The organism is Roseibium salinum (genome assembly GCF_026240905.1).
Taxonomy (GTDB): Bacteria; Pseudomonadota; Alphaproteobacteria; order Rhizobiales; family Stappiaceae; genus Roseibium; species Roseibium salinum.
Map to the genome: position 1 here is coordinate 211,661 of NZ_JAPEVI010000003.1, position 20,892 is coordinate 232,552.

Annotated in this window: 18 protein-coding genes; 13 read left to right on the forward strand and 5 right to left on the reverse strand. The window is 59.4% G+C overall.

All coding sequences use genetic code 11. The annotated features are described in order from the left end of the window. The first annotated feature begins 164 nt into the window (after positions 1-164). The gene (locus tag ON753_RS05455) at positions 165-941 is read left to right on the forward strand and encodes a HugZ family pyridoxamine 5'-phosphate oxidase (protein WP_265961561.1); all 777 of its coding nucleotides are present in this window, start codon (positions 165-167) and stop codon (positions 939-941) included. Positions 942-1,270: 329 nt separating this feature from the next. Beyond that, on the forward strand, positions 1,271-1,915 hold the full coding sequence (locus tag ON753_RS05460; protein WP_265961562.1) for a DUF1062 domain-containing protein: 645 nt from the start codon (positions 1,271-1,273) through the stop codon (positions 1,913-1,915). Positions 1,916-2,060: 145 nt separating this feature from the next. Here the strand turns inward: ON753_RS05460 and ON753_RS05465 are convergent, their stop codons facing one another. Continuing rightward, positions 2,061-5,645 (reverse strand): hydantoinase B/oxoprolinase family protein, encoded by a 3,585-nt coding sequence (locus ON753_RS05465; protein WP_265961563.1) that lies wholly within the window; start codon positions 5,643-5,645, stop codon positions 2,061-2,063. Between the two features lie 193 nt (positions 5,646-5,838). Next, a complete protein-coding gene (locus ON753_RS05470) occupies positions 5,839-7,299 on the reverse strand; it encodes a glycosyltransferase family 39 protein (protein ID WP_265961564.1) in 1,461 nt (486 codons plus the stop codon). Between the two features lie 336 nt (positions 7,300-7,635). Between ON753_RS05470 and ON753_RS05475 the strand changes: the two genes are divergently transcribed. From ON753_RS05475 to arsH, 7 genes are all read left to right on the forward strand, one after another. Further along, positions 7,636-8,631: a TRAP transporter substrate-binding protein gene (locus ON753_RS05475; RefSeq protein WP_265961565.1), complete on the forward strand. Its 996-nt coding sequence runs from the start codon at positions 7,636-7,638 to the stop codon at positions 8,629-8,631. Between the two features lie 73 nt (positions 8,632-8,704). Continuing rightward, complete coding sequence (locus ON753_RS05480; RefSeq protein WP_265961566.1) at positions 8,705-9,262, forward strand: TRAP transporter small permease; 558 nt, start codon at positions 8,705-8,707, stop codon at positions 9,260-9,262. Further along, a complete protein-coding gene (locus tag ON753_RS05485; protein WP_265961567.1) occupies positions 9,262-10,566 on the forward strand; it encodes a TRAP transporter large permease in 1,305 nt (434 codons plus the stop codon). The genes ON753_RS05480 and ON753_RS05485 overlap by 1 nt, the downstream gene beginning before the upstream one ends. Before the next feature lie 39 nt (positions 10,567-10,605). After that, positions 10,606-11,154 carry a winged helix DNA-binding protein gene (locus ON753_RS05490; protein WP_377047261.1) on the forward strand — a complete coding sequence of 183 codons (549 nt, stop codon included), beginning with the start codon at positions 10,606-10,608 and terminating at the stop codon, positions 11,152-11,154. A 65-nt stretch (positions 11,155-11,219) separates the two neighbouring features. After that, positions 11,220-11,549, forward strand: a complete 330-nt coding sequence (locus tag ON753_RS05495; RefSeq protein ID WP_265961568.1) for an ArsR/SmtB family transcription factor — start codon at positions 11,220-11,222, stop codon at positions 11,547-11,549. Positions 11,550-11,571: 22 nt separating this feature from the next. Beyond that, complete coding sequence (gene arsC / locus ON753_RS05500; RefSeq protein WP_265961569.1) at positions 11,572-11,985, forward strand: arsenate reductase (glutaredoxin); 414 nt, start codon at positions 11,572-11,574, stop codon at positions 11,983-11,985. Beyond that, complete coding sequence (gene arsH / locus ON753_RS05505) at positions 11,978-12,697, forward strand: arsenical resistance protein ArsH (protein WP_265961570.1); 720 nt, start codon at positions 11,978-11,980, stop codon at positions 12,695-12,697. The genes arsC and arsH overlap by 8 nt, the downstream gene beginning before the upstream one ends. Before the next feature lie 156 nt (positions 12,698-12,853). On the opposite strand, the gene ON753_RS05510 is transcribed toward arsH, so the two are convergent. Further along, the gene (locus tag ON753_RS05510; RefSeq protein ID WP_265961571.1) at positions 12,854-15,049 is read right to left on the reverse strand and encodes a putative bifunctional diguanylate cyclase/phosphodiesterase; all 2,196 of its coding nucleotides are present in this window, start codon (positions 15,047-15,049) and stop codon (positions 12,854-12,856) included. A 273-nt stretch (positions 15,050-15,322) separates the two neighbouring features. On the opposite strand from ON753_RS05510, the gene ON753_RS05515 reads away from it, so the two are divergent. From ON753_RS05515 to ON753_RS05525, 3 genes are all read left to right on the forward strand, one after another. Further along, complete coding sequence (locus tag ON753_RS05515; RefSeq protein ID WP_265961572.1) at positions 15,323-16,015, forward strand: J domain-containing protein; 693 nt, start codon at positions 15,323-15,325, stop codon at positions 16,013-16,015. After that, entirely contained in the window at positions 16,012-16,773 is a 762-nt protein-coding gene (locus ON753_RS05520; protein WP_265961573.1) for an N-acetylmuramoyl-L-alanine amidase, read from the forward strand. The genes ON753_RS05515 and ON753_RS05520 overlap by 4 nt, the downstream gene beginning before the upstream one ends. A 370-nt stretch (positions 16,774-17,143) precedes the next feature. Continuing rightward, a complete protein-coding gene (locus ON753_RS05525) occupies positions 17,144-17,719 on the forward strand; it encodes a lytic transglycosylase domain-containing protein (protein WP_265961574.1) in 576 nt (191 codons plus the stop codon). Between the two features lie 102 nt (positions 17,720-17,821). On the opposite strand, the gene ON753_RS05530 is transcribed toward ON753_RS05525, so the two are convergent. Continuing rightward, positions 17,822-18,496, reverse strand: coding sequence for a pyridoxamine 5'-phosphate oxidase family protein (locus ON753_RS05530; protein ID WP_265961575.1), 675 nt, complete (start codon positions 18,494-18,496; stop codon positions 17,822-17,824). Positions 18,497-18,609: 113 nt separating this feature from the next. Between ON753_RS05530 and pdxR the strand changes: the two genes are divergently transcribed. After that, the gene (pdxR, locus tag ON753_RS05535; RefSeq protein ID WP_265961576.1) at positions 18,610-20,049 is read left to right on the forward strand and encodes a MocR-like pyridoxine biosynthesis transcription factor PdxR; all 1,440 of its coding nucleotides are present in this window, start codon (positions 18,610-18,612) and stop codon (positions 20,047-20,049) included. Here the strand turns inward: pdxR and ON753_RS05540 are convergent. Next, entirely contained in the window at positions 20,046-20,864 is an 819-nt protein-coding gene (locus tag ON753_RS05540) for a response regulator (protein ID WP_265961577.1), read from the reverse strand. The two genes, pdxR and ON753_RS05540, sit on opposite strands and share 4 nt — an antisense overlap. Between the last annotated feature and the right edge of the window lie 28 nt (positions 20,865-20,892).

Genomic DNA, 20,892 nt, shown 5'->3' on the forward strand with positions numbered 1-20,892 from the left:
CTTTGTTGAGTGGCGCCGTAGCTGATGATCAGAAAATACACACACGCCCTGAACTTGTTCTGAGGTGCCTGTTCATCTGGCGTTCAGGTTTCTGCTAAAGCGTTTGGGCAACAAAGACGGCGGTAGTTTGTCAGGCGCAACGCTCGACGGGAAAAGGACGTCAGATGAAGAAAAAGGGCGTAGAAGCAGCGAAAGAGAAACCTGTCATCCGGCCAACGGATGACCAGGCGCGTTTGCTTGCAAAAGGCCTTGTCCGCACATCGCGATTTGGCGCTCTTGCCGCGCTCGAAGCCGGTACCGGTCATCCGCTCGCAAGCCGCGTTGCCGTTGCAACTGATCTTGACGGCACACCTGTCATTCTGACCAGCATGCTTTCCGGCCATACCGCCGCCATTCTCGGAACGCCATCCTGCTCGCTGCTTGTCGGCGAGCCGGGCAAAGGTGATCCACTGGCGCACCCACGGATTTCGCTATTCTGCGAAGCCGTTCGGATAGGGCGGGACGATCCGGCGCACGATCGCCTGCGGACACGCTATCTTGCCCGTCACCCCAAGGCGGAACTCTACGTCGATTTTGGCGATTTTTCCTTTTTCAGGCTCGACCTCGCCCGGGCCAGCCTGAACGGCGGCTTCGGCAAGGCTTTTGACCTCACGCGGCAGGATCTGTTGTCGCCGGTGGACGATCCGGAGCGCTGGGCGGCATTGGAAGTTAGTGCTGTTGCCCACATGAACGAGGATCACCGGGAAGCGATAAAGCTCTACGCAGAAGTGCTTTGCAAGGCAGAAGAGGCAAAATGGCGGTTGGCCTGCCTCGATCCGGAGGGGTTGGATCTTGTTGCCGGCGACCGGGTTGAGCGACTTTGGTTTGACGAGTTGCTGGAAGACCCACAGGACCTGCGCCAGGTTCTGGTGACACTGGCGCAAAAGGCTCGCAAAGCCTGATGCCACCGCGGGAATTCTTCCAACACTGTGGCCGGATTGCACTTGTCCTTGCCGGTGCGCACCGATAGATCATTCCATATTCTGCAATCAGGACGATTACTTTGCCCACGTTCTAACCGGTCTTCGATCCCACTTCTTCACTCTTCAGTGTTTGACTTGTTCGTCAAAGTGGCGGATCGGGACCGGTGTGGCTTTGCCAAACCGTATCTGAGCTTTCCGATACGCTGCTGTTCTTTATCTCTATCTTAGCCAGACCGAGCGCCCGCGGCCCTGCCGCGTGGCGGTTCCGATAGCCGTTGACGGACTTCCCTTAAAGGAAGACCAGCGGAATGTCGTCTTTTCTGAAAATTGAATGGACTGTCTTATACAACGAAAAACCCGCTGTTTATCGGCCGTGTAGCGGCTGCAGAACCATCGGCGCCTTTGCCTCCACGGGCAAGTTCCGGCTTAACGCCAACGGATCTCGCATGGATGCGTGGCTGATCTATCGGTGTCGCGCTTGCGGTGCTCGTTGGAATAGACCGCTTTTTGAGCGGCGTCGCGTCAAAAGCATTTCTCGCCGGCAGTTGCAGGCACTTCAGGAAAATGATCCGGTTCTGGCCCAAAGACTTGCCCGGGAAGGTGGCAGTCTTGGTGGTTGGCGAACCGACAACTGCGGGTCGTTTTCACTGATGTCCCGGATCGTCAGCACAGGCCCGGCCTGCACAGGGGAAACCCTTCTTGTCATTCGCAATCCGGACCTCGCGCGCGTTCGTCTGGATCAGGTGCTGGCGCACGGCCTGGCGCTGCCCAGAAAAGAAGTGCTCCGGCTCTTCCGGGACGGAATGTTTCGGGTTCAAGAGGCTTCGGACAAGGTCGTCAGACGCCCGCTGCCGGCGGAAATCGCCGTTGAACTCAGCTCGAGAGACGAAGGCGGCTCCTCGGGAATTCTCAGGCGGTTGATCGGATCGGGCCGCGGAGAGAACCTGTCGTAGCAGACTAGCGGTTGCCCCAAGGCTCTGGGTGCCGACAACAGCGTCACAGGTGTTGCGAAATGGCCGCTCGCTTGAGCGGCCATTTTTCAGATCAGGACACCCGGTGCGAAGCGAAGGCACTTGGTCCCGTTTGCAGCGCCTGGTCTCAGGCTTTACCCCAGCCTCCAGCTGTCGGTGTGATGACGGTAACCGCTTCACCCGCGTCCAAGATTGTCTGATCGCAGCCTTCTAGCACCTGGACGGTTCCGTCCAGTCGGCGAACTTCCGTTCGGCCAAGTTGGCCGTCGTCACCTCCGTCGAGACCCTTCGGCGGAATCGTGCGGTGGGAGGAGAGAATGGCGCAGTCCATTTTCTCAAGGAAGCGCAGCGTTCGCCGGGTGCCGTCGCCCGCTGACCATTTGCCTTTGCCGCCGGTTTCCTTGCGGATGTGGAAATCCTCCAGCAAAACGGGGAAGCGGAATTCCAACACCTCCGGGTCGGTCAGGCGGGAATTGGTCATGTGGGTGTGCACACCATCGGTACCGTTGAAACCCGGCCCGGCCGGTGAACCGGAGCAGATGGTCTCGTAGTACTGGTAAGTGTCATTGCCGAAGGTCAGGTTGTTCATCGTACCTTGCGCATTGGCCATGGCCCCGAGCGCGGCAAAGACAGCGTTGGTGACATGCTGTGAGGTTTCAACGTTGCCGGCAACGACTGCCGCGGGATAAGACGGCCGCAGCATACAGCCGTCCGGAATGATGATCTTGATCGGCTTCAGGCAACCCGCATTCATCGGGATATCGCCTTCCACCATGACACGGAAGCAATAAAGGATTGCAGCCCGGGTCACCGGTTCGGGAGCGTTGAAATTGTTCGGCTTCACGTCGGACGTGCCGGTGAAATCGACGGTGGCTTCGCGATTTTCCTTATCGACCGTAATCTTGACCTTGATCACCGATCCCTGGTCCGTCGGATACTCGTACTGGGAATCCTTCAAAGCCTCGATGACCCGGCGTACACTTTCTTCTGCATTGTCCTGAACGTGGCCCATATAGGCCTGGACAACATCCAGTCCGAAATGGGCGACCATTTTCCTCAGTTCCTGGATACCCTTTTCGTTGGCGGCGATCTGCGCGGAGAGATCAGCGACGTTCTGGTGTGGATTTCTTGCCGGGTAGGGATGGTTGGTCAGGAGGCTGACAAGTTCCTCCTCGCAGAAGCGCCCCTGATCGACGATCTTGAAATTGTCGAACAGAACGCCTTCCTCATCCACATTGGTGGCCCGCGGGGTCATGGATCCCGGAGCCGAACCGCCGACATCCGCATGGTGCCCGCGGGAGGCGGACCAGAACAGGATTTCCTTGCCCTCGTCATCGAAGACCGGGGAAACGACGGTAATGTCCGGCAGGTGGGTACCACCGTTGTAGGGCGCATTGAGCGCGAAGACATCGCCCGGTCTGATCTTGCCCTTGTTGAGTTTGATCACGGTCTCGACGGAACGGTCCATCGAGCCCAGGTGCACCGGCATGTGCGGAGCGTTGGCGACAAGGGCGCCATTGGCATCGAAAACGGCACAGGAGAAATCCAGCCGCTCCTTGATGTTGACCGAGTAGGCTGTGTTCTGCAGCGTCACTCCCATCTGCTCGGCGATCGACATGAACAGATTATTGAACACTTCCAGCATCACCGGGTCGGCATGGGTGCCGATGGCTTCTGCCCGGTTCAGAGGAACGACCCGATTCAGGATGACGTGATCCTTGGCGTTGATTTCCGCCGCCCAGCCGTCTTCAACGGCGATTGTGGCATGGGGTTCGATGATGATGGCAGGGCCCGTAATCCTCATGCCCGGCCTGAGCGCCTCGCGCTTGTAGATGCCCGCATCATGCCAGTTGCCTTCGGAATAAAGCGGGGTCGAGATTGCCGGGGCGGCGGTTTCCGCGGAAAGCGTCAAATCCGGTTCAATCAGTCCTGCACCGCCGCCGCCGGTTTCAACTTCAAGTGCTTCCACGACGACCGGCTTGTTTTCGTAGGCAAAGCCGAACTGTTTGCGGTGAGCTTCCTCGAAGGCGGCGCGCATTTCGGCGACGCCGCCAAGCGGCACCTGCAACGGGGTGTCGGTGCCTGCAAAACGCAGATGGGCTGTCGCGGTGGTCCGGCGGGCCTCCGCCGGAATGTCCTGCTTTTCGAGTTCCGCTTCCGTCTGCTCGGCGAGTTGGTCGCGCAGGGCGTTCAGTTCCGGCAGCAGTTCTTCGTCCAGCGTCTTGACCACCGCTTGCTGGCGGTCTGCCCTGATGTCCGCCAGGCCCATGCCATAGGCTGACAAGATACCTGAGAACGGGTGCAGGATGACTTTCTTCATGCCGAGGCTGTCCGCCACGCGGCAACCGGTCTGTCCGCCGGCGCCGCCGAAACAGGTCAGTGCATAGTCGGTAACGTCATAGCCGCGCTGAACCGAGATTTTCTTGATGGCGTTGGCCATGTTCTCGACAGCGATCTTGAGGAAGCCGTCGGCAACCTCTTCCGGCGTGCGGCCATCTCCGATTTTTTCAGCCAATTGCGCGAATTTCCGGCGAACGACGTCGCCGTCAAGCGGCTGGTCCTGGTTCGGGCCGAAGATCTTCGGGAAGAAGTCCGGTGCCAGCTTTCCCGTCATCAGGTTGGCATCGGTCACGGTCAGCGGTCCGCCCCGGCGGTAACAGGCCGGGCCCGGGTTGGCGCCGGCCGAATCCGGTCCGACCTGAAAGCGACCATCCGCATAGTGAAGGATTGAGCCGCCGCCGGCCGCCACCGTGTGAATCATCATCATCGGTGCGCGCATGCGCACGCCTGCGACTTCGGTTTCAAAGGTACGCTCATAGTCGCCGTCATAGTGGCACACGTCAGTTGACGTGCCCCCCATGTCGAAGCCGATGATCTTGTCGAACCCGGCCATGCGCGATGTCTCCACAGCGCCGACAACGCCGCCGGCAGGGCCGGACAGGATTGCGTCCTTGCCCTGGAACAGATCCGCTGCCGTAAGGCCTCCGGAGGACTGCATGAACATCAGCAGCGGCCCCAGGCCGAGCTCTTCCTGCACTTGACTGACGTATCGGCGCAGGATCGGTGACAGGTACGCGTCGACGACTGTCGTGTCACCGCGCCCTACCAGCTTCATCAGCGGCGAGACTTCGTGAGAGACGGAGATCTGCGGAAAACCGACGTCTTCGGCGATTTGCTTCAAGACCTGCTCGTGCGCCGGATAGGCGTAGGCATGCATCAGAACAATGGCGATGGAGCGGATGCCCGCATCCCAGGCGGCCTGCATCTCCCCGCGGGCCTGGGCCTCGTCGAGAGCGGTTTCCAGAGTGCCGTCTGCGCGGACACGTTCCGAGATTTCGTGAACGCTCTCGTAAAGCAGTTCCGGCTTGATGATTTCCTTGGCGAAGATATTCGGGCGCGCCTGATACCCGATTTCCAGAGCATCACGAAAGCCCTTCGTGATGAACAGGGCCGTGCGTTCCCCTTTGCGCTCCAGCAGCGCGTTGGTGGCGACCGTGGTGCCCATCTTCACGGTTGCGATCTTGTCCGAGGGAATAGGTGCGCCTTTTTCGACGCCCAGCAACTCGCGAATTCCCTGGATGGCCGCATCGCGATAAGCTTCCGGATTTTCCGACAAGACTTTATGCGGATGCAACGTTCCGTCCGGCGCACGGCCGACGATGTCGGTGAAGGTGCCACCCCGGTCGATCCAAAAATCCCACTTGGCTGTCATTTTCTTCCCTCTGGTCGTAACAGCGTCGAACGGCAGCGCCACTCATCGCCGGTGTCGTTCCTGCGTACTGTGATTTTATGTTCACATTTTATCGATAAATTGTCGAGGAGAAAAATTCCTGCAATTTCTCCAGTCCATTTCTTGCGCTGAGGAAGGCGGCCCTTTTCTGACGACAGCAATTGAGGCGTGGCGATTACCTTTGATCTGATCGAAACAAGCTCAATCCGCTCGCTCCCCAGCCAAAGCGCTGGGCGACGGGGTCCGTTCCATCAACTCCAAAGGCTTTTAGAGCGTCGTTGATTTCCGGTGGACCGCTGTGAACGAGGAGCAGCCATCGGTCATTCGGCAAACGAGGCGGGGAGTTCAGATCTTCGATGCTCTCGGCAGCTTTGAAGGCACCAGGCTCCCGCAAATAATAGGCCAGCGCGGGCGCAGCAAAACCCTTGTAGAGAATCAGGCGATCGTCAGATGACCGGACGGCCAAATAATCCTGAACAACGCTTCGCCACTCCGGTCTCGTCTTGTGCAGCAGCGTGAACTTCAGCTCAGGATAGCTTAGCAGCAGAGCTACAACGAACAGTATCGCCGGCCCGACGCGCGGCACGATCAAGTTGGCGCTTGCGGAAGCGAGCACGAGCAGGCCTGTCCAGGCCGCGATCAGATACCGGTCGAACAGGATCGGCTGCATGAACACGGAATAGAGATAGGCCAGCACCAGCGGTCCGGCCGTATAGGCAAGGCAGACCACGGCTGCCCGACGGATAGTCATGGTTGCCGTCCCGGAAGTCAGGAGAGAACCGGCAAGGCGTCGCAGCACGTAAAGCAGGGCCATGCCCGCCAATATCCAGAAGAGCGCAAGAGAACCGGACATGCTGCCCGCCATGTCTTTCAGAAACTCGGCACCGGGATAGGCGATCCAGAAATCCGTTGCGGCGACGGACCGGATCCGGATTGCCAGGATGATCAGCCAGGGCACAAACAGGATCAGGCTCACGCTCATGGCGAGGCAGGCGGCGACAGCGCTGGATTTCAGGACAGTTCTAGTTCGGACGAGATCGGCAAGGGCGTAGAAGGCGCAGACGAGCCCGACGGCGGCGAAGCCGAGCAACGCATAGACATGGCTGTAAAGGAATAGGGTGCCGCTGAGGCCAAGCGCAAGCAATCGGATGCCGGACGGTTTTTCCAGAACCTTGAAAACGGACAGCAGGAAGGCGAGACCGCTGGCTGCCAGCAGCGCATACATGCGAGCCTCGGTGGAATACCAGATGTGGAAGGGAGAGACGGCCAGCAGGGCGGCGGCAAGAAGGCCGGCAGACCTTCCTCCCAGAAAGCTTCCTGCAAAATAGGTCAGCCACACCGCGGCAACACCCAGAAGAACGGAAGGAAGGCGAAGCGCGACTTCGCTGTCGCCTGACACCGGTATGCTCAGCCATAAAATGATGTTGTGCAGCGGGGGATAGTTGTCCTGGGCAACTGCGGACAACATTTCGGAGAATGAGCGTGTCGACTGGCTCCAGGTCACCGCTTCGTCGTACCAGAGGCTCGTTCTGTCCAGATCGTACGCACGCAGAAGGGTCGCCGCAGCAAGAATGATGAACAAGAAACCGAACCGTGCCAGTTCGCCGCTGCTACTTTGCCTGATGTCTTGCTGCACGTGTCCCTGTCCTCTCGCATTGTCTCTGACGCGTTGAGTTTCAATCCTTATAGCTGAAATTAGCGATTGTGGACCCGAGGTGGCTGAATGGCCAATCGATCCCGATCGGCAGGTTGCCTGAACCTCCGGACCTCACCATGGCGTGCGATAACGTGCTGTTCGGTCATTCCTCTAAAGCTCTACGTGATGACTTAAAATAACAATTTATCGACAAAATGTTGATGTTTTGATTTTTGAGTCTAATGTCGATCAGATGCGCTTTTAGATGGTGCGCGTAGAACGTTACCCGAAGCCGCATCCCGACGGGGTAGATCCCCCTTCCAAGAGGAGCAAATCATGCTGCAATCTCGTTTCCTGACCAAGGCCGGACTCCATCTGGCCGCCGCTGCCGCTTTCAGCGTGGCCGGTTTCACCGCGGTTTCCGCCCAAACCAAGTGGGATATGCCGACGCCCTATGGTGACAGCAACTTCCACACTCAGAACATTGCCGCTTTTGCCGAAGATGTGAAAGAGAGAACCGATGGTTCGCTTACCATCCAGATCCACTCTGCCGGGTCACTCTTTAAGCATCCGGAAATCAAGAATGCGGTGCGCAAGGGCCTGGCGCCGATTGGCGAAATCCTGATCTCGCGTCTTTCGAATGAAGATGCTGTGTTCGGTGTCGACTCCGTTCCCTTCCTGGCGCCGTCCTACGATCAGGCCTGGAAGCTCTATCAGGCTTCAAAACCTGCGTTGGAAGAAAAATTGGGCGAGCAGGGCCTGCAACTGCTTTACGCCGTGCCGTGGCCGCCGCAGGGGATCTATGCCAAGAAAGAAATCACCAAGGTCGAGGACATGCAGGGCCTGAAATTCCGCGCGTATAATGCCGCGACGGAACGGCTTGCCCAGTTGGCCGGTGCCGTGCCGACCCAGGTCGAAGTGCCGGACCTCCCGACCGCGTTCTCCACTGGCCGCGTGGAAGCCATGATCACCTCGCCCTCCACCGGGGCAAATTCCAAGGCCTGGGACTTCCTGACCCATTATCACGACACCGAGGCCTGGCTGCCGCAGAACATGGTCTTCGTCAACAAGACCGCGTTTGACGCCCTGAGCGACGCCGAGAAGACGGCCGTTCTGGAAGCTGCTGCCGAAGCTGAACAGCGCGGCTGGGAGGCTTCCAAGGTGGAAACCAAGACCCAGACAGATGTCCTTGCCGAAAACGGCATAACCGTTGTGGAGCCGAGCAGCGAACTGATCCAGGGCCTGGCCGCTATCGGCGAGACCATGGCCGCCGAATGGCAGGCGGAAGCCGGCGACGCCGGCGCAGCTATTCTCGAAGCGTACAAGAACTAAAAAAGCAAAGGCGCCGGGCTCGTTCGCCCGGCGCTCCATGCTCAGCTAGCTGCATATCCGGTAGGGGAAACCGATGCGAAAGGCACTTAATTCGCTTTATAAAGCGTCAACGGTCCTGGCTGCCTGTTGTCTGGTCGTTATTGCAAGTCTTGTGGCCTTTCAGGTGCTCGGGCGAATGCTCGACGGGGCAAGAAAGATGATCGGCCTCGAACCTCTTGGCCTGCTGGTGCCATCACTTGCCGAAATCGCCGGATTCCTGCTGGTCGGGGCCTCGTTCCTGGCGCTGGCCGGGACCTTGCGCAACGGCGACCATATCCGGGTATCCATCCTGCTGCAGGCGGTCCCGCCAGGGGCTGCACGCTATCTCAATGTCTGGGCGATCGCCGTGGCGCTGGCCCTTGCCGGCTACTTCACCTGGCATGCAGGTGCGCTGGCCTATGACAGCTATCTCTACAACGAAGTCTCTTTCGGCATCATCCCGATCCCTCTTGTCTTCCCGCAATCGGTGATGACCTTCGGACTGCTGGTATTCACGGCCGCGCTTCTGGATGATCTGGTCGCGGCGTTGACAGGTGATGCACCGAGTTTTGAAACCGCCAGCAAAGACGATCCGATCGAGGGGAGGGAATAATGGATCTCTCGTTGATCGCATTCGTTCTCGGACTTGGCATGCTGGCAGCGCTCGCCACCGGCATCTGGGTGGCCGTCGCTCTGTTTGCCATGGCTCTTGCCGCAATGATGGCGCTGGTCTCCGTTCCGACCGGCCCGGTCCTGGCGACCACGGTCTGGGGAGCCGCAAACTCCTGGGACCTGACCGCCCTGCCGATGTTCATCTGGATGGGAGAGATCCTGTTCCGTTCGCGCCTGTCGGAAGACATGTTTGCCGGTCTGTCGCCCTGGATGCGCAATTTGCCGGGCCGGATACTGCATGTGAACATTCTGGGATGCGGAATTTTTGCCGCCGTCTCCGGTTCCTCCGCAGCGACCACCGCCACGATCGGGCGCATGTCGTTGCCCGAGTTGAAGCAGCGCGGCTATGACGAGCGCATGGCGATCGGGACGCTTGCTGGCTCGGGCACGCTCGGTCTTCTCATTCCGCCCTCCATCATCCTGATCGTTTATGGCGCGGCGACCGAACAATCGATCGCGCGCCTGTTCATGGCCGGCGTTCTTCCCGGTGCCATGCTGTGTCTTTTATTCATGGGGTATGTCGCTGTCTGGGCGGTTTTGAATCGGCACAAGATGCCGCCGAAGGAGGAAGAGGTCCCCTTCGTTGAGCGGCTCAGGGCAACCCGCCGGCTGTTCCCGGTTATCGGGCTCATCATCGGCGTGATCGGTTCCATCTATGCCGGGCTTGCGTCGCCGACCGAAGCTGCCGCCATCGGCGTGATGCTGTCGCTGGTCCTGTCCTGGGTTTCGGGAACCTTGAACCGGGACAGCTTCGCCAGTGCGCTGATGGGGGCAACCCGCACGTCCTGCATGATCGCCTTCATCCTGGCCGGCGCCTCGTTTCTGACGGTCGCCATGGGATATACGGGAATTCCCCGGGAATTGGCTGCCTGGATCGGTTCCTTCAACCTGTCGCCTTATGCGCTCCTGGTTGCCTTGACGCTGTTCTTTGTCGTGCTGGGCTGCTTTCTGGACGGGATCTCAGTTGTCGTTCTGACGACTTCCGTGATCCTGCCCATGGTGGAACAGGCCGGTCTTGACCTTATCTGGTTCGGAATTTACCTGGTGCTCGTGGTGGAGATGAGCCAGATCACACCACCTGTCGGCTTCAACCTGTTTGTGCTCCAGGGTATGACCGGACACAATATCTTCAAGGTGGCCCGGATGGCATTGCCGTTCTTCCTGTTGATGATCCTGGCTATTGTCCTGATTGTCAGCTTTCCCGGCTTGGCTCTTTGGCTGCCGCAGACGATGTTGAGCAATTAACCCAGGGCCCATGGAGTGGCCCGTGCCGGAGGTCTGGAATTGACGGAAAAGCCTGACCCGAAATCCCCCGTGAATTCGGAGACGCCCATCGGCCCGGTCGTCTCGGCGGCGCACCTGGCTTCAGGTGCGATGCCGGCTCTGTCCGAGATCGAGTTTGCGGTCACGATGATGGTGAATGCCTATCACCGCTGGATGGTGCGCTGCATGGCGGCAAGCGGATCGGAAGGGCTGGGACCGTTGGATGTGCTCGTGCTGCATTCCGTCAATCACCGGGGCCGGGCAAAGACATTATCAGACATCTGCCTCGTACTGAACATCGAAGACACCCACACGGTGACCTATGCCCTCAAGAAACTGGAAAAGGCCGGGCTGATCTCGTCCGGCCGCAGGCGCAAGGAAAAGACGGCCGAGATCACGGCCAGCGGCGAGAAGGCCTGTCTTGAATACAGGCGCCTGCGTGAAGCCCTTCTCGTGGAGCCCATGAAGGCGCTGGGCCTCGATGAGGGAGAGCTCTCCCGTCTTGCAGCAACGCTCCGGCTGGTTTCCGGAAATTACGACCAGGCTGCCCGCGCCGCCGCCGCCATGTGAGCATTGCCAAGGGGGCCTGCTCCGTTTCGTGTTGAATATTGCAAAATTTCTTGTAGTATCGAATTATGAAGGATCACGATGCCGTTGCCGCGCTCGGTGCGCTTGCTCAGGAGGACCGCCTTGCCGCATTCCGCCTGTTGATGATGGAGGGGCCGCTGGGGCTTCCTTCCGGAACGATCGCCGACCGGCTGAATATCCAACCGACCCGCATGTCCTTTCACCTGACGGCGCTGGAGCGCGCGGGGCTGCTCACCACGCGGCGGGAAGGGCGGCACATTCGCTACGCGGTCGATTACGCACGGATGAGGGACCTCCTGACCTTCCTGATGGAAGATTGCTGCGGCGGCAATCCCGCGGTCTGCAATCTTGCCAGCGGCGAATTCACCAAGACCTAGGCCTTTGACAGGACTCCAAACCATGACCGTCACGATCTATCACAATCCCAAATGCGGGACGTCCCGCAATACGCTGGAAATGATCCGCAAATCCGGCGTGGAGCCGCAGATCATCGAATACCTGAAGACTCCGCCGAGCCGTGATGAGCTTGTTTCGTTGATCGAGCGGATGAACGTGCCGGTCCGCGATCTTCTGCGCCAGAAGGGAACACCCTATGTTGAACTCGGCCTGGGGGACGGCAAGTGGTCCGACGATCAGTTGATCGATTTCATGATCGAGCATCCTATCCTGATCAACAGGCCGATCGTCGTATCGGAAAAAGGCGTTCGCTTGTGCCGGCCCTCCGAAGAGGTCATTGATCTGCTGCGGGGCGACATCGGATCCTTCACCAAGGAAGACGGTGAAGTGGTGACTTCCGGAGCATCGGATGGCTGAGCTGGATATCGCAGGAAACGACCTGCGCAATGTGAGCGCGCAGGACTTCAATCCCATCGCGGCCGACCGGCTGCAAACACCGCCGCGTGTCCTGTTGCTCTATGGATCCTTGCGGGAGCGCTCCTACAGCCGCTTTCTGGCGCTGGAAGCCGAGCGTTTGCTCCAGGCCTTTGGCGCCGAGACCCGGATCTTCGACCCGTCCGGCCTGCCGCTACCGGATGACCAACCGTCTGATCACCCCAAGGTCGTGGAACTGAGGGACCTGTGCGCATGGTCAGAGGCACAGGTCTGGTGTTCCCCCGAGCGTCACGGCGCCATGACCGGGGTCATGAAATCCCAAATCGACTGGATTCCCTTGAGCGTCGGCGCCATCCGTCCCACACAGGGCAAGACGCTCGCCCTGATGCAGGTGTCCGGCGGATCACAATCCTTCAATGCGGTCAATCAGATGCGCATTCTGGGGCGCTGGATGCGCATGGTGACGATCCCCAATCAGTCCTCTGTCCCGAGAGCCTATCAGGAGTTCGACGACGACGGCCGGATGAGGCCGTCACCGAACTATGATCGCGTCGTTGACGTGATGGAGGAGTTGATGAAGTTCACCTATCTTGTGCGCGGGCGCTCGGATTATCTCGTAGACCGTTATTCTGAGCGCAAGGCGGAAAGGGAAAAGCAGCTGCCGGCAGAAGCAGCCCGCAGCATTGCTAGCTGACGCTGCGGGCGAGCTCGTTGCTAAATTCGACACCGGTCCCGATCCAGGCGCCGAGCGCAGTTCCGCCGGCAAGGGAGTCTCCGAGGCATCGGGGCGAGCTCGTTGCGAGGCAACGGCAGGGGCAAGCCGGCGGACGTCCGGGTTGGTTCGCGGTTTTCACCCTGTCGACGGATATTGTGAATAAGGAACGGTCGCCTGCTCCTCATCCTGGATATCGGCCAACTCATCTGAAGAAGGAGCGGGCGCGCCGATGGCTCGCGCGCTTCGGGCCAGTTCCGGTGAAAGCGTTATCTTCTTCGGATAGGCGTCGGGGGACTGGGGTCTCAAGATACGGCTCCGGCCGGTTCCGTCAAACGGGAAAACCGGACTGCTGGCCTCGTGTTTCTCGACGCTGTCGGGCCTGCCGAACATGAAGCCCTGTACGAGATCACAGCCTGCCGCTCTCAGGAGGATTGCCTGTTCTTCCGTTTCGACGCCTTCCGCAGTGATGGTGACATCGAGGGAGCGGCCAAGGCCGATGATCGAGGTGACGATCGCATCCGTGCTCGTGGCCTTGCCGAGGTTCTGGACGAATGATTTGTCGATCTTGATCTTGTCGAAGGGAAAGAGGCTCAGATAGCTCAGGGAAGAATAGCCGGTTCCGAAGTCATCCATCGCGATCGAGACACCCATGTCGCGGATTTCGCGCAGCGTTTCGATCACGGCTTCCGTGTTGGAGATGAGCAGGCTTTCGGTTATCTCGATCTCCAGGCGTCCCGGGTCGAGCCGTGAATTGCGAAGCGCCTGGGCCACCCGTTTATGGGTCTCGCCGGCGATGAATTGTGCCGGCGAGACATTTACCGCAATACGGCGGTTCTGGTCCTGCCACATGGCCGCTTCCCGGCAGGCCCGGTTAAGCACCCAGGTCCCGATCTCCTGAATAAGTCCGGTATCTTCCGCGACCGGGATGAAGACATCCGGCTTGATCGTGCCCTTTTCCGGGTGATCCCAGCGGATGAGCGCTTCGTACCCTTTCAGTTCGCCGTCTCTCAGGGAATATTGCGGTTGGTAGAGAAGCCTGAACTGGTCATATTTGAGGGCCTTGATCAGACCGGCTTCCACTTCCTTGCGCTTCTGGGCGTCGGAGTCCAGCTCCGGCGTGTACCAGGAAAAGGTCGACCGGCCGCTGTGTTTTGCCCGGTAGAGCGCAAGGTCCGCGCAATGAAGCAAACGGGACGAGCGCCAGGAGCCGTCCGTGGCGCGGGCGATGCCGATGGATAGGGAAAGCTTGATTTCCCTTCCATCGATCAGGCACGGAGCTCCCGTCGCGGCGATCATATCCGCCGCCAATCGAGTCATGCGCGCGGGATCGGACATCGTGGTGATCAGGACAGCGAATTCATCGCCCGACAGGCGGGCCACGAGATGGTTGTCGAAGACGGCCTTCAGGCGTTCACTGACGATCTGCAAAAAGACATCGCCGATCCCGTGACCGTGGGTATCGTTGATCTCCTTGAACTTGTCGACGTCGATCAGCATGACGCCCAGGTTGGACGCCTTTGCCTGCGCCAGCCGCAGTGCCTCCGTCAGCCTGGCGTTGAAGACCGCGCGATTGGGAAGGCCGGTCAGAGCGTCGTGATGGGCGAGATAGTGAATGTCCCGGTTGGTTCTGACCTTATCGTAGTACCCCAACCAGAGTATGATCGCCGCGATTGCGAAGGACGCCAGGCACAAGACGCCGACTGCCGCGCTGATTGTCCAGATCAAAGGGCCCAGTTCCGACAGAAGCGTCGACTGATCCACCAGCAGCAGCAGTTGCGGCGTCGCCGGGCCGGCGTCTGCCGGCCGGTATGCAATGACGGCATTGGGGCCAAATTTTCCGTGCCAGGTCACTTCCGGAACCACTGCCAGTCCCGTCGATCCGAGCACCGCCCGTGTTCTGTTCAACGTATCGGTCGACAGGAAACGCTTCTCGCCGGTCCAGGACGCCGGGAGCGAATTTGCGCTGCTCGGGGCGCCTGCGTTCGGCGCTGCAGGCAGGAGAAGCGCTGCGTCCAGAGCGATGGTGCCGGTGCTTTCATCCTGAAACAGGCGTTTCAGCGCTTTTATTGCCGCAAGATCGTGAACAGCGTCATCAGGGCTCGACAGGCGCAACCCGGCGACGGATGCCGGCGTCGCCGGCCTCTCGTTGGTCGCGGCGAGTATCTCCGCGACGGCCTGTTCCTGCGGCAGAAAACTGTGCTCCAGACCGCGCACCAGGAGCCAGTAGGTCAGCAGGCGGTTACTGGCATAGATCCCCAGCGCCAGTGTCAGCATGAGTGACATGGAAATGAGGAAAATCGCAATATTGCTTCTGACCGGGAACGTCGCCATCCAGTATGGAACCATCTTTCAAAAAGTGCCGTGCAAGACTAGGCTCAATTCCTTTAACCATCATGAATCTGCTCGATTCTCCGGCCTCGAACAGACTGACGCAGCGGGATTTTCCGCCATTGTCAACGCCGTGATCCTCCGGCCGAAAGAGATCGGCTGCCTCTCCCTAGTCAAAGCGAAGCGGTGCCGATAAGAGTGTCTGATTGAATTGATTCATCCGGGTGGAGATGGCGGGTTACGGTCTCCGGCTTCGGTCCCAGCAGGAGTTGACTGGTGAGCGTCTGGACCAGTATCGGCAGTATCGTGAGCGCGGTTGGAACGGGCGGTGCGCAGATCGTCGACCGTCTTGTCCAGCTCGTGCTGGCACGCCCCGAGGGGACCAACAGTGTCGGCTTCACGGTCGCAATGATCGCTCTCTCCGCGAAGATGGCGAAAGCCGACGGTGTCGTGACCACCGACGAAGTCCTTGCTTTCAGGGAGTTGTTCGACGTCCCGCGCAGCGAGGAGAAGAACGTTGCCAGATTGTTCAACCTGGCCCAGGCGGACGTGGCCGGATTTGAGGTTTATGCCAAGAAGCTTGCCGATCTTTTCCCCTATGACCACAAGACGTTGCTCGACATCCTCGATGGGCTTTTTCACATTGCCAAGGCTGACGGCGTCGTTCACGAGAGCGAAATAGGCTATCTTTCGAGAGTGGCCGAAGTCTTCGGGCTGAGCGAACGCGAGTTCGCAAAAGTGCTGGCCCGGCATGTACGGGGAGACGGCAATCCTTACGATGTGCTTGGCATCGGACCGGGGGCGAGTGTGGCGGAACTGAAGGCGCAGTACCGACGCGAGGTGCAGGAAACCCATCCGGATCGTCTGATTGCCAGAGGGGTTCCGGAGGAATTCGTCAGGATTGCAAATGACCGTCTCGTGGCACTCAACCAGGCTTGGGCGCAGATCTGCGCGGAAAGAGGTATATGAGCGTCGCGACTGATACGGGAGTGAAAGCCAGGGTCCACCCGTCTCCAAATCACGGCGAACGCGCCCAGGGTGTGCCGATCGATATGGTGGTACTGCATTACACCGGTATGCCGACCGCCGAGGCGGCGCTGAAGAGGCTGTGCGACCCGCGCGCAGAGGTTTCCGCTCATTACCTGGTGGATGAGGATGGCAGCATCCTCCAGTGTGTGCCGGAGGCGCGGCGCGCCTGGCACGCGGGGCGGAGCTTCTGGAAGGGAGAAACCGATATCAATTCGCGGTCGATCGGCATCGAGATCGTCAATCCGGGCCATGAGCACGGCTACCGGGCGTTTCCTGAGGAGCAGGTCGATGCGGTCAGTCGGCTGGTGGCCGACGTTTGCCGCCGGCATGGCATTGATCCCTGGATGGTGCTTGGTCACTCCGATATCGCTCCCGAGCGGAAGCAGGACCCTGGCGAGCTGTTTCCATGGATCAGGCTGGCGGAAAAGAATGTCGGTGTCTACGTAGAACCTTTTCCCATCCGATCCGGTCTGCTCATGCAGGAGGGCGACAGCGGGCAACCGGTGGAAGCGCTGCAGTCAATGCTGGCTCTTTATGGATACGACGTTGCCATTACGGGTGTTTTCGACAGACGGACCCAACTTGTCGTCGCCGCCTTTCAGAGGCACTTTCGGCCTCAAAAGGTGGATGGTATTGCCGATCAGTCCACGATCGAGACCCTCAACGCTCTCCTGCGCAAACTGCCCAATTTTAGCTGATCCCTGCAGCCATTGCAGGGAAGGACCGGATTTCAATGTCCGTGGCGCAGCCCGCTGGTACTGGGCCTCACCACAGATCAACCGGAACCAACGCATGGCCAATTCGTCCGGTTCCCGCATTGCAGCATTTTTTATGTCGCGAATTCGGGCCGCCGTCACATAGCTTCTCAGGAATGACGGTCAATCGCCTGATTGCAGGCCCCTTTTGGTCAAAAACTGCAGAAATTGACCAGTTTTAGCGCTATTATGCAGTAAAATGCTGTAATAAATTGAAATAATTCGTGATTGTATAGCGCCCATTTTGGTCCCATAGATCCGTCATTCCTCCGCCCCGAATTTAACGCAACGAGAACCATAAGGGCTGGACTGAATGTCATTGTCATTCACGAAACTGGCTGGGGCGCTGTGCCTTTTCGCCTATGCAACCACTCTGACCGCGCCGGGTGCTCTGGCAGCAGGTGTCAGTTCCGGATCCGAACCGATCCTCCACATCCTCGATGCCGACCGGGAGACCGAGCTTGCTTCGGTCGACTCCAAGTCGTCAGGCACGGGAAGCAAATCCACAAGCAGCCATGACAAATATGTCAAGCTCATTCGCAAGGCGGCCGACAAGCACGGCGTGCCGCTGAACATCGCGAAGGCGGTCGTCCAAGTGGAAAGCAATTTCAACCCGCGGGCCCGCGGCAGTGCAGGGGAAGTCGGCCTCATGCAAATCAAACCGGCGACCGCCCGGGGCATTGGCTATCGCGGTTCCACAAAGGCGCTGTATGACCCGGAGACCAACCTGGAGTGGGGCATGAAGTATCTCGCCGGTGCCCATCAACGGGCCAACGGTGATCTCTGCGGCACGATTTTGCGCTACAATGCCGGTCACTATGCAAAGCGCATGAACCCGATCAGCAGCCGCTATTGCAGCAAGGTCAAGCGCCTGATGGCATCCAGCTGATCAGGCAGCAGGACAATCCATCTGAACGGAAACCCCGCTGAGCTTTCAGCGGGGTTTTTTGTGCTCGGCAGATCGCCGGCCGGTCAGTTGTTCAAGAATTGTTCAGACGAATTTGCGCCGGGCGGCAGGAATGGAAGCCGGCTGAGGTGTTCCGTCGGGAACATCGGCGGCGGCAAGAGCCTGGCCGAGAGCCGTCACCACCGGCACGGTCCCGGCCCAGACATGTGTTCCAAGGTCTTCCTTGTCGTCCACCGGACCGCCGGTGCGGATTTTCGTGCTGGCGTGCTCGATTTCCAGCACCAGTACACCGGTGGCCTTGTGCTCCTTCGTCATCATCTCGCGGCATTCATTCCAGCGACCGGGCAGAAGATGATCGGTGATGGCGGCCAGCGCCTCGATCTGTTCTGAGGGATCTTCCACCAGCCGCGCGGTGCCATGCACGATTGCGCAACGGTAATTCATGGAATGATGGAAGGCCGAACGGGCGACAACGAGACCGTCGATCATCGTAACGGTCAGGCTGGCCGGAACGCCTGCGGAGTTGTTCGTGATGATGCGGGTCGTGCTCGCCCCGTGAATGTAGACCCTGTCCCCGACCCGTGCGTAGGCCATTGGGATGACCATCGGACGGTCTTCGTGGATGAAGCCGCAGTGCGCGACCAGACCCTGATCCAGGATCTCGTAAGCCAGGTCCCTGTCATAGCTGCCGCGACTCATCTGCCGGATTTTCGCGTGGCCGGGCGTATCTGCAGCCTGCCGTTTGTCCGAAGAGGACATAAATAGTCTCCATTTGATTATCTGACTTGTTTTCTGCTGTTTCGCCGATAAACTGGTCCCTTCAAAGATCCAGTTTTTACATAATGACAGATCCAGTTTTTCCTGAAGGCATATTGAACCTGGATCGGTCGGGCCAGGTGCCCTTGACCGAACAGATCTATCGCGGCTTTCGCGATGCGGTCCGGACCGGACTGCTACCGTCCGGCACGCGGCTGCCGTCGACGCGGCGTCTGGCTGCAATCCTGAAAGTGGCAAGGAACACGGTGTCTACCGCCTATGAGCTGCTGCAGGCGGAAGGCATCACCACCGTCAGGGCCGGCGCTGCGCCGAGGATAACGGAGGGCCTTCGCCTTGAGGGGGCGGCGGATGCTTGCTCGGGGCCGGTTCCCGGGCCGGCTCTTTCGGCTCGCGGTGAGATCATGGCGGCAAACCTGCGCGGCAGGGGGTGGGCCTTCCGGCACGGAGCGCTTCAGCCCGGCGCACCGGCTCTCGATTGCTTTCCATACGAGGAATGGGCCCGGTGCCTGCGCCGGGCTGCCCGCCTCGAGCGCACGGCCGACCTGCAATACCGCAATTATGCGGGCGTTCCGGTCCTGAAGCAGCGGCTCGCCAGCCACCTTGCAGCCGAACGCGGCGTGCGGGCCAGGCCGGACCAGATCCTGGTCACCGGTTCCATGCAGGCAAGCCTGTTTCTGATTTCTCAGGTACTCACCGACCCCGGAGACGATGTCTGGCTGGAGGAGCCGGGATATCTGGGGGCGCGCACAGCCTTCCATGGGGCCGGCCTGAGGATCCATCCGCTGCCCACCGACGGGGAAGGGGCGGACGCAACGAGGATGTCCACCCGGGACGGTTCCCCCAGACTCATCTATGTGACGCCGTCACATCACTATCCACTCGGCATGCGCATGCCGCTCGCACGGCGCATGGCTCTTCTCGACACGGCGCGCTCCGCCGGGGCGATTGTTCTGGAAGATGACTATGACAGCGAGTTTCTGTTCTCGGGCCGCCCGGTGGCGGCCCTCCACGGTCTTGCGGAGGAGGGCAGGGTCATCTACCTGGGCACCTTCTCAAAGAGCCTCATGCCGGGCCTGCGCATCGCCTATTGCGTTGTGCCTGTGACGCTTGTGGAGCCGTTCACTCAGCTCATGCGCAACGTGGGTTGCGCCGCCAACGTGCAGGCGCAGGTAGCGCTGGCACAGTTCATGGACTGTGGCGCCTACCAGAAGCACCTGAAGCAGATCCGTCATATCTACCGGGAAAGGGGCGAGATGCTGGTGGAGGCGTTGAGAAGACGCCTGGGCAATCGTATTCGGGTGGAGCTACCGACGGGAAATGTCCAGGTGGCTCTCAGTTTCCGCGAGCGGATCGACGATGTGGGGCTCGCCCTGGCCATGCAGAATTTCGGCTTCGCGGTGTCTCCGCTCAGCAACTGTTACTCCGGCGAAGACAGGACCTCCGGCCTGATCATCGGCTTCGCCGGAGCGACGGCCGAACAGATCTCTCAGGGGGTCGACATCCTGGGAGATCTTCTCGGGCAGTATGCGTTCTAGACCCGCATGCGTTTCATGAGCAGCTTGAACACCTGAATGGGAGGGTAGGGGTACTCGATCGTGTCGTCGATCCCTGCGTCCCGGATACATTCGCGTTGTTCTTCGGACAGTTTGGGAGGGGCCAGAAGGACCGAAACTCCCTTCCAGTCCCGGCCGATGCCTTCGGTCACGTATTTCAGATAGTAATGGACGATCTTGCTGTAGACGATGAAAACGATGTCCGTGTCCTTGAGCGTGAAGCTGCGCTTTACCAGCTGATCTTCTGAAATAACCGTCACGACGCAACCGAGATCGTTAAGGGCATTCAGTATCGGTTGCACGGATGACGGTTTCTGGGCAATGAACGTAACGCGCAGATCTTCCGATGACGCTCTCTGCTTTTGCAGGGCGCTGTAAATGCGCCGAAGCTTTTGCTGGTTCTGTTTTCGAACGCGGAGAACTTGTGCAAGACTTGCTTCGACCGTTGCCAGGAGCAGGTCGTAGTCGACAGGTTTTGTGAGGTAATCGTCGACGCCGAGCCGCTTGCCTTCCAGCAGGTCGTCCCGGGTTGCCTTTGCCGTCAGAAAGATGACGGGAACGTCATGCAGGTTCGGCCGGCTCTGGCGGATGTGTTTCAAGAACGCGGTCCCGTCCATTTTCGGCATCATCATGTCGCTGATGATGACATCCGGCTTTTCGGTTTGCAGGAGTTCAAGAGCCACCTGTCCGTTCTTGGCCGTCAGGACTTCGTAATCCTGGTCTTCGAGTTCCTCCTTCAAGTCCCGAAGAAGCATCTCTTCATCTTCCACGCACAATATCTTTGCAGTCTTGGACATTACTCAACTTCCACATCTGTTTGACGGC

Bases quoted from the DNA above. Each gene is read 5' to 3' on its own strand.
- ON753_RS05455 (WP_265961561.1), top strand. From the start codon at position 165: ATGAAGAAAAAGGGCGTAGAAGCAGCGAAAGAGAAACCTGTCATCCGG.
- ON753_RS05460 (WP_265961562.1), top strand. From the start codon at position 1,271: ATGTCGTCTTTTCTGAAAATTGAATGGACTGTCTTATACAACGAAAAA.
- ON753_RS05465 (WP_265961563.1), bottom strand. From the start codon at position 5,645: ATGACAGCCAAGTGGGATTTTTGGATCGACCGGGGTGGCACCTTCACC.
- ON753_RS05475 (WP_265961565.1), top strand. From the start codon at position 7,636: ATGCTGCAATCTCGTTTCCTGACCAAGGCCGGACTCCATCTGGCCGCC.
- ON753_RS05480 (WP_265961566.1), top strand. From the start codon at position 8,705: ATGCGAAAGGCACTTAATTCGCTTTATAAAGCGTCAACGGTCCTGGCT.
- ON753_RS05485 (WP_265961567.1), top strand. From the start codon at position 9,262: ATGGATCTCTCGTTGATCGCATTCGTTCTCGGACTTGGCATGCTGGCA.
- ON753_RS05495 (WP_265961568.1), top strand. From the start codon at position 11,220: ATGAAGGATCACGATGCCGTTGCCGCGCTCGGTGCGCTTGCTCAGGAG.
- arsC (WP_265961569.1), top strand. From the start codon at position 11,572: ATGACCGTCACGATCTATCACAATCCCAAATGCGGGACGTCCCGCAAT.
- arsH (WP_265961570.1), top strand. From the start codon at position 11,978: ATGGCTGAGCTGGATATCGCAGGAAACGACCTGCGCAATGTGAGCGCG.
- ON753_RS05510 (WP_265961571.1), bottom strand. From the start codon at position 15,049: ATGGCGACGTTCCCGGTCAGAAGCAATATTGCGATTTTCCTCATTTCC.
- ON753_RS05520 (WP_265961573.1), top strand. From the start codon at position 16,012: ATGAGCGTCGCGACTGATACGGGAGTGAAAGCCAGGGTCCACCCGTCT.
- ON753_RS05525 (WP_265961574.1), top strand. From the start codon at position 17,144: ATGTCATTGTCATTCACGAAACTGGCTGGGGCGCTGTGCCTTTTCGCC.
- ON753_RS05530 (WP_265961575.1), bottom strand. From the start codon at position 18,496: ATGTCCTCTTCGGACAAACGGCAGGCTGCAGATACGCCCGGCCACGCG.
- ON753_RS05540 (WP_265961577.1), bottom strand. From the start codon at position 20,864: ATGTCCAAGACTGCAAAGATATTGTGCGTGGAAGATGAAGAGATGCTT.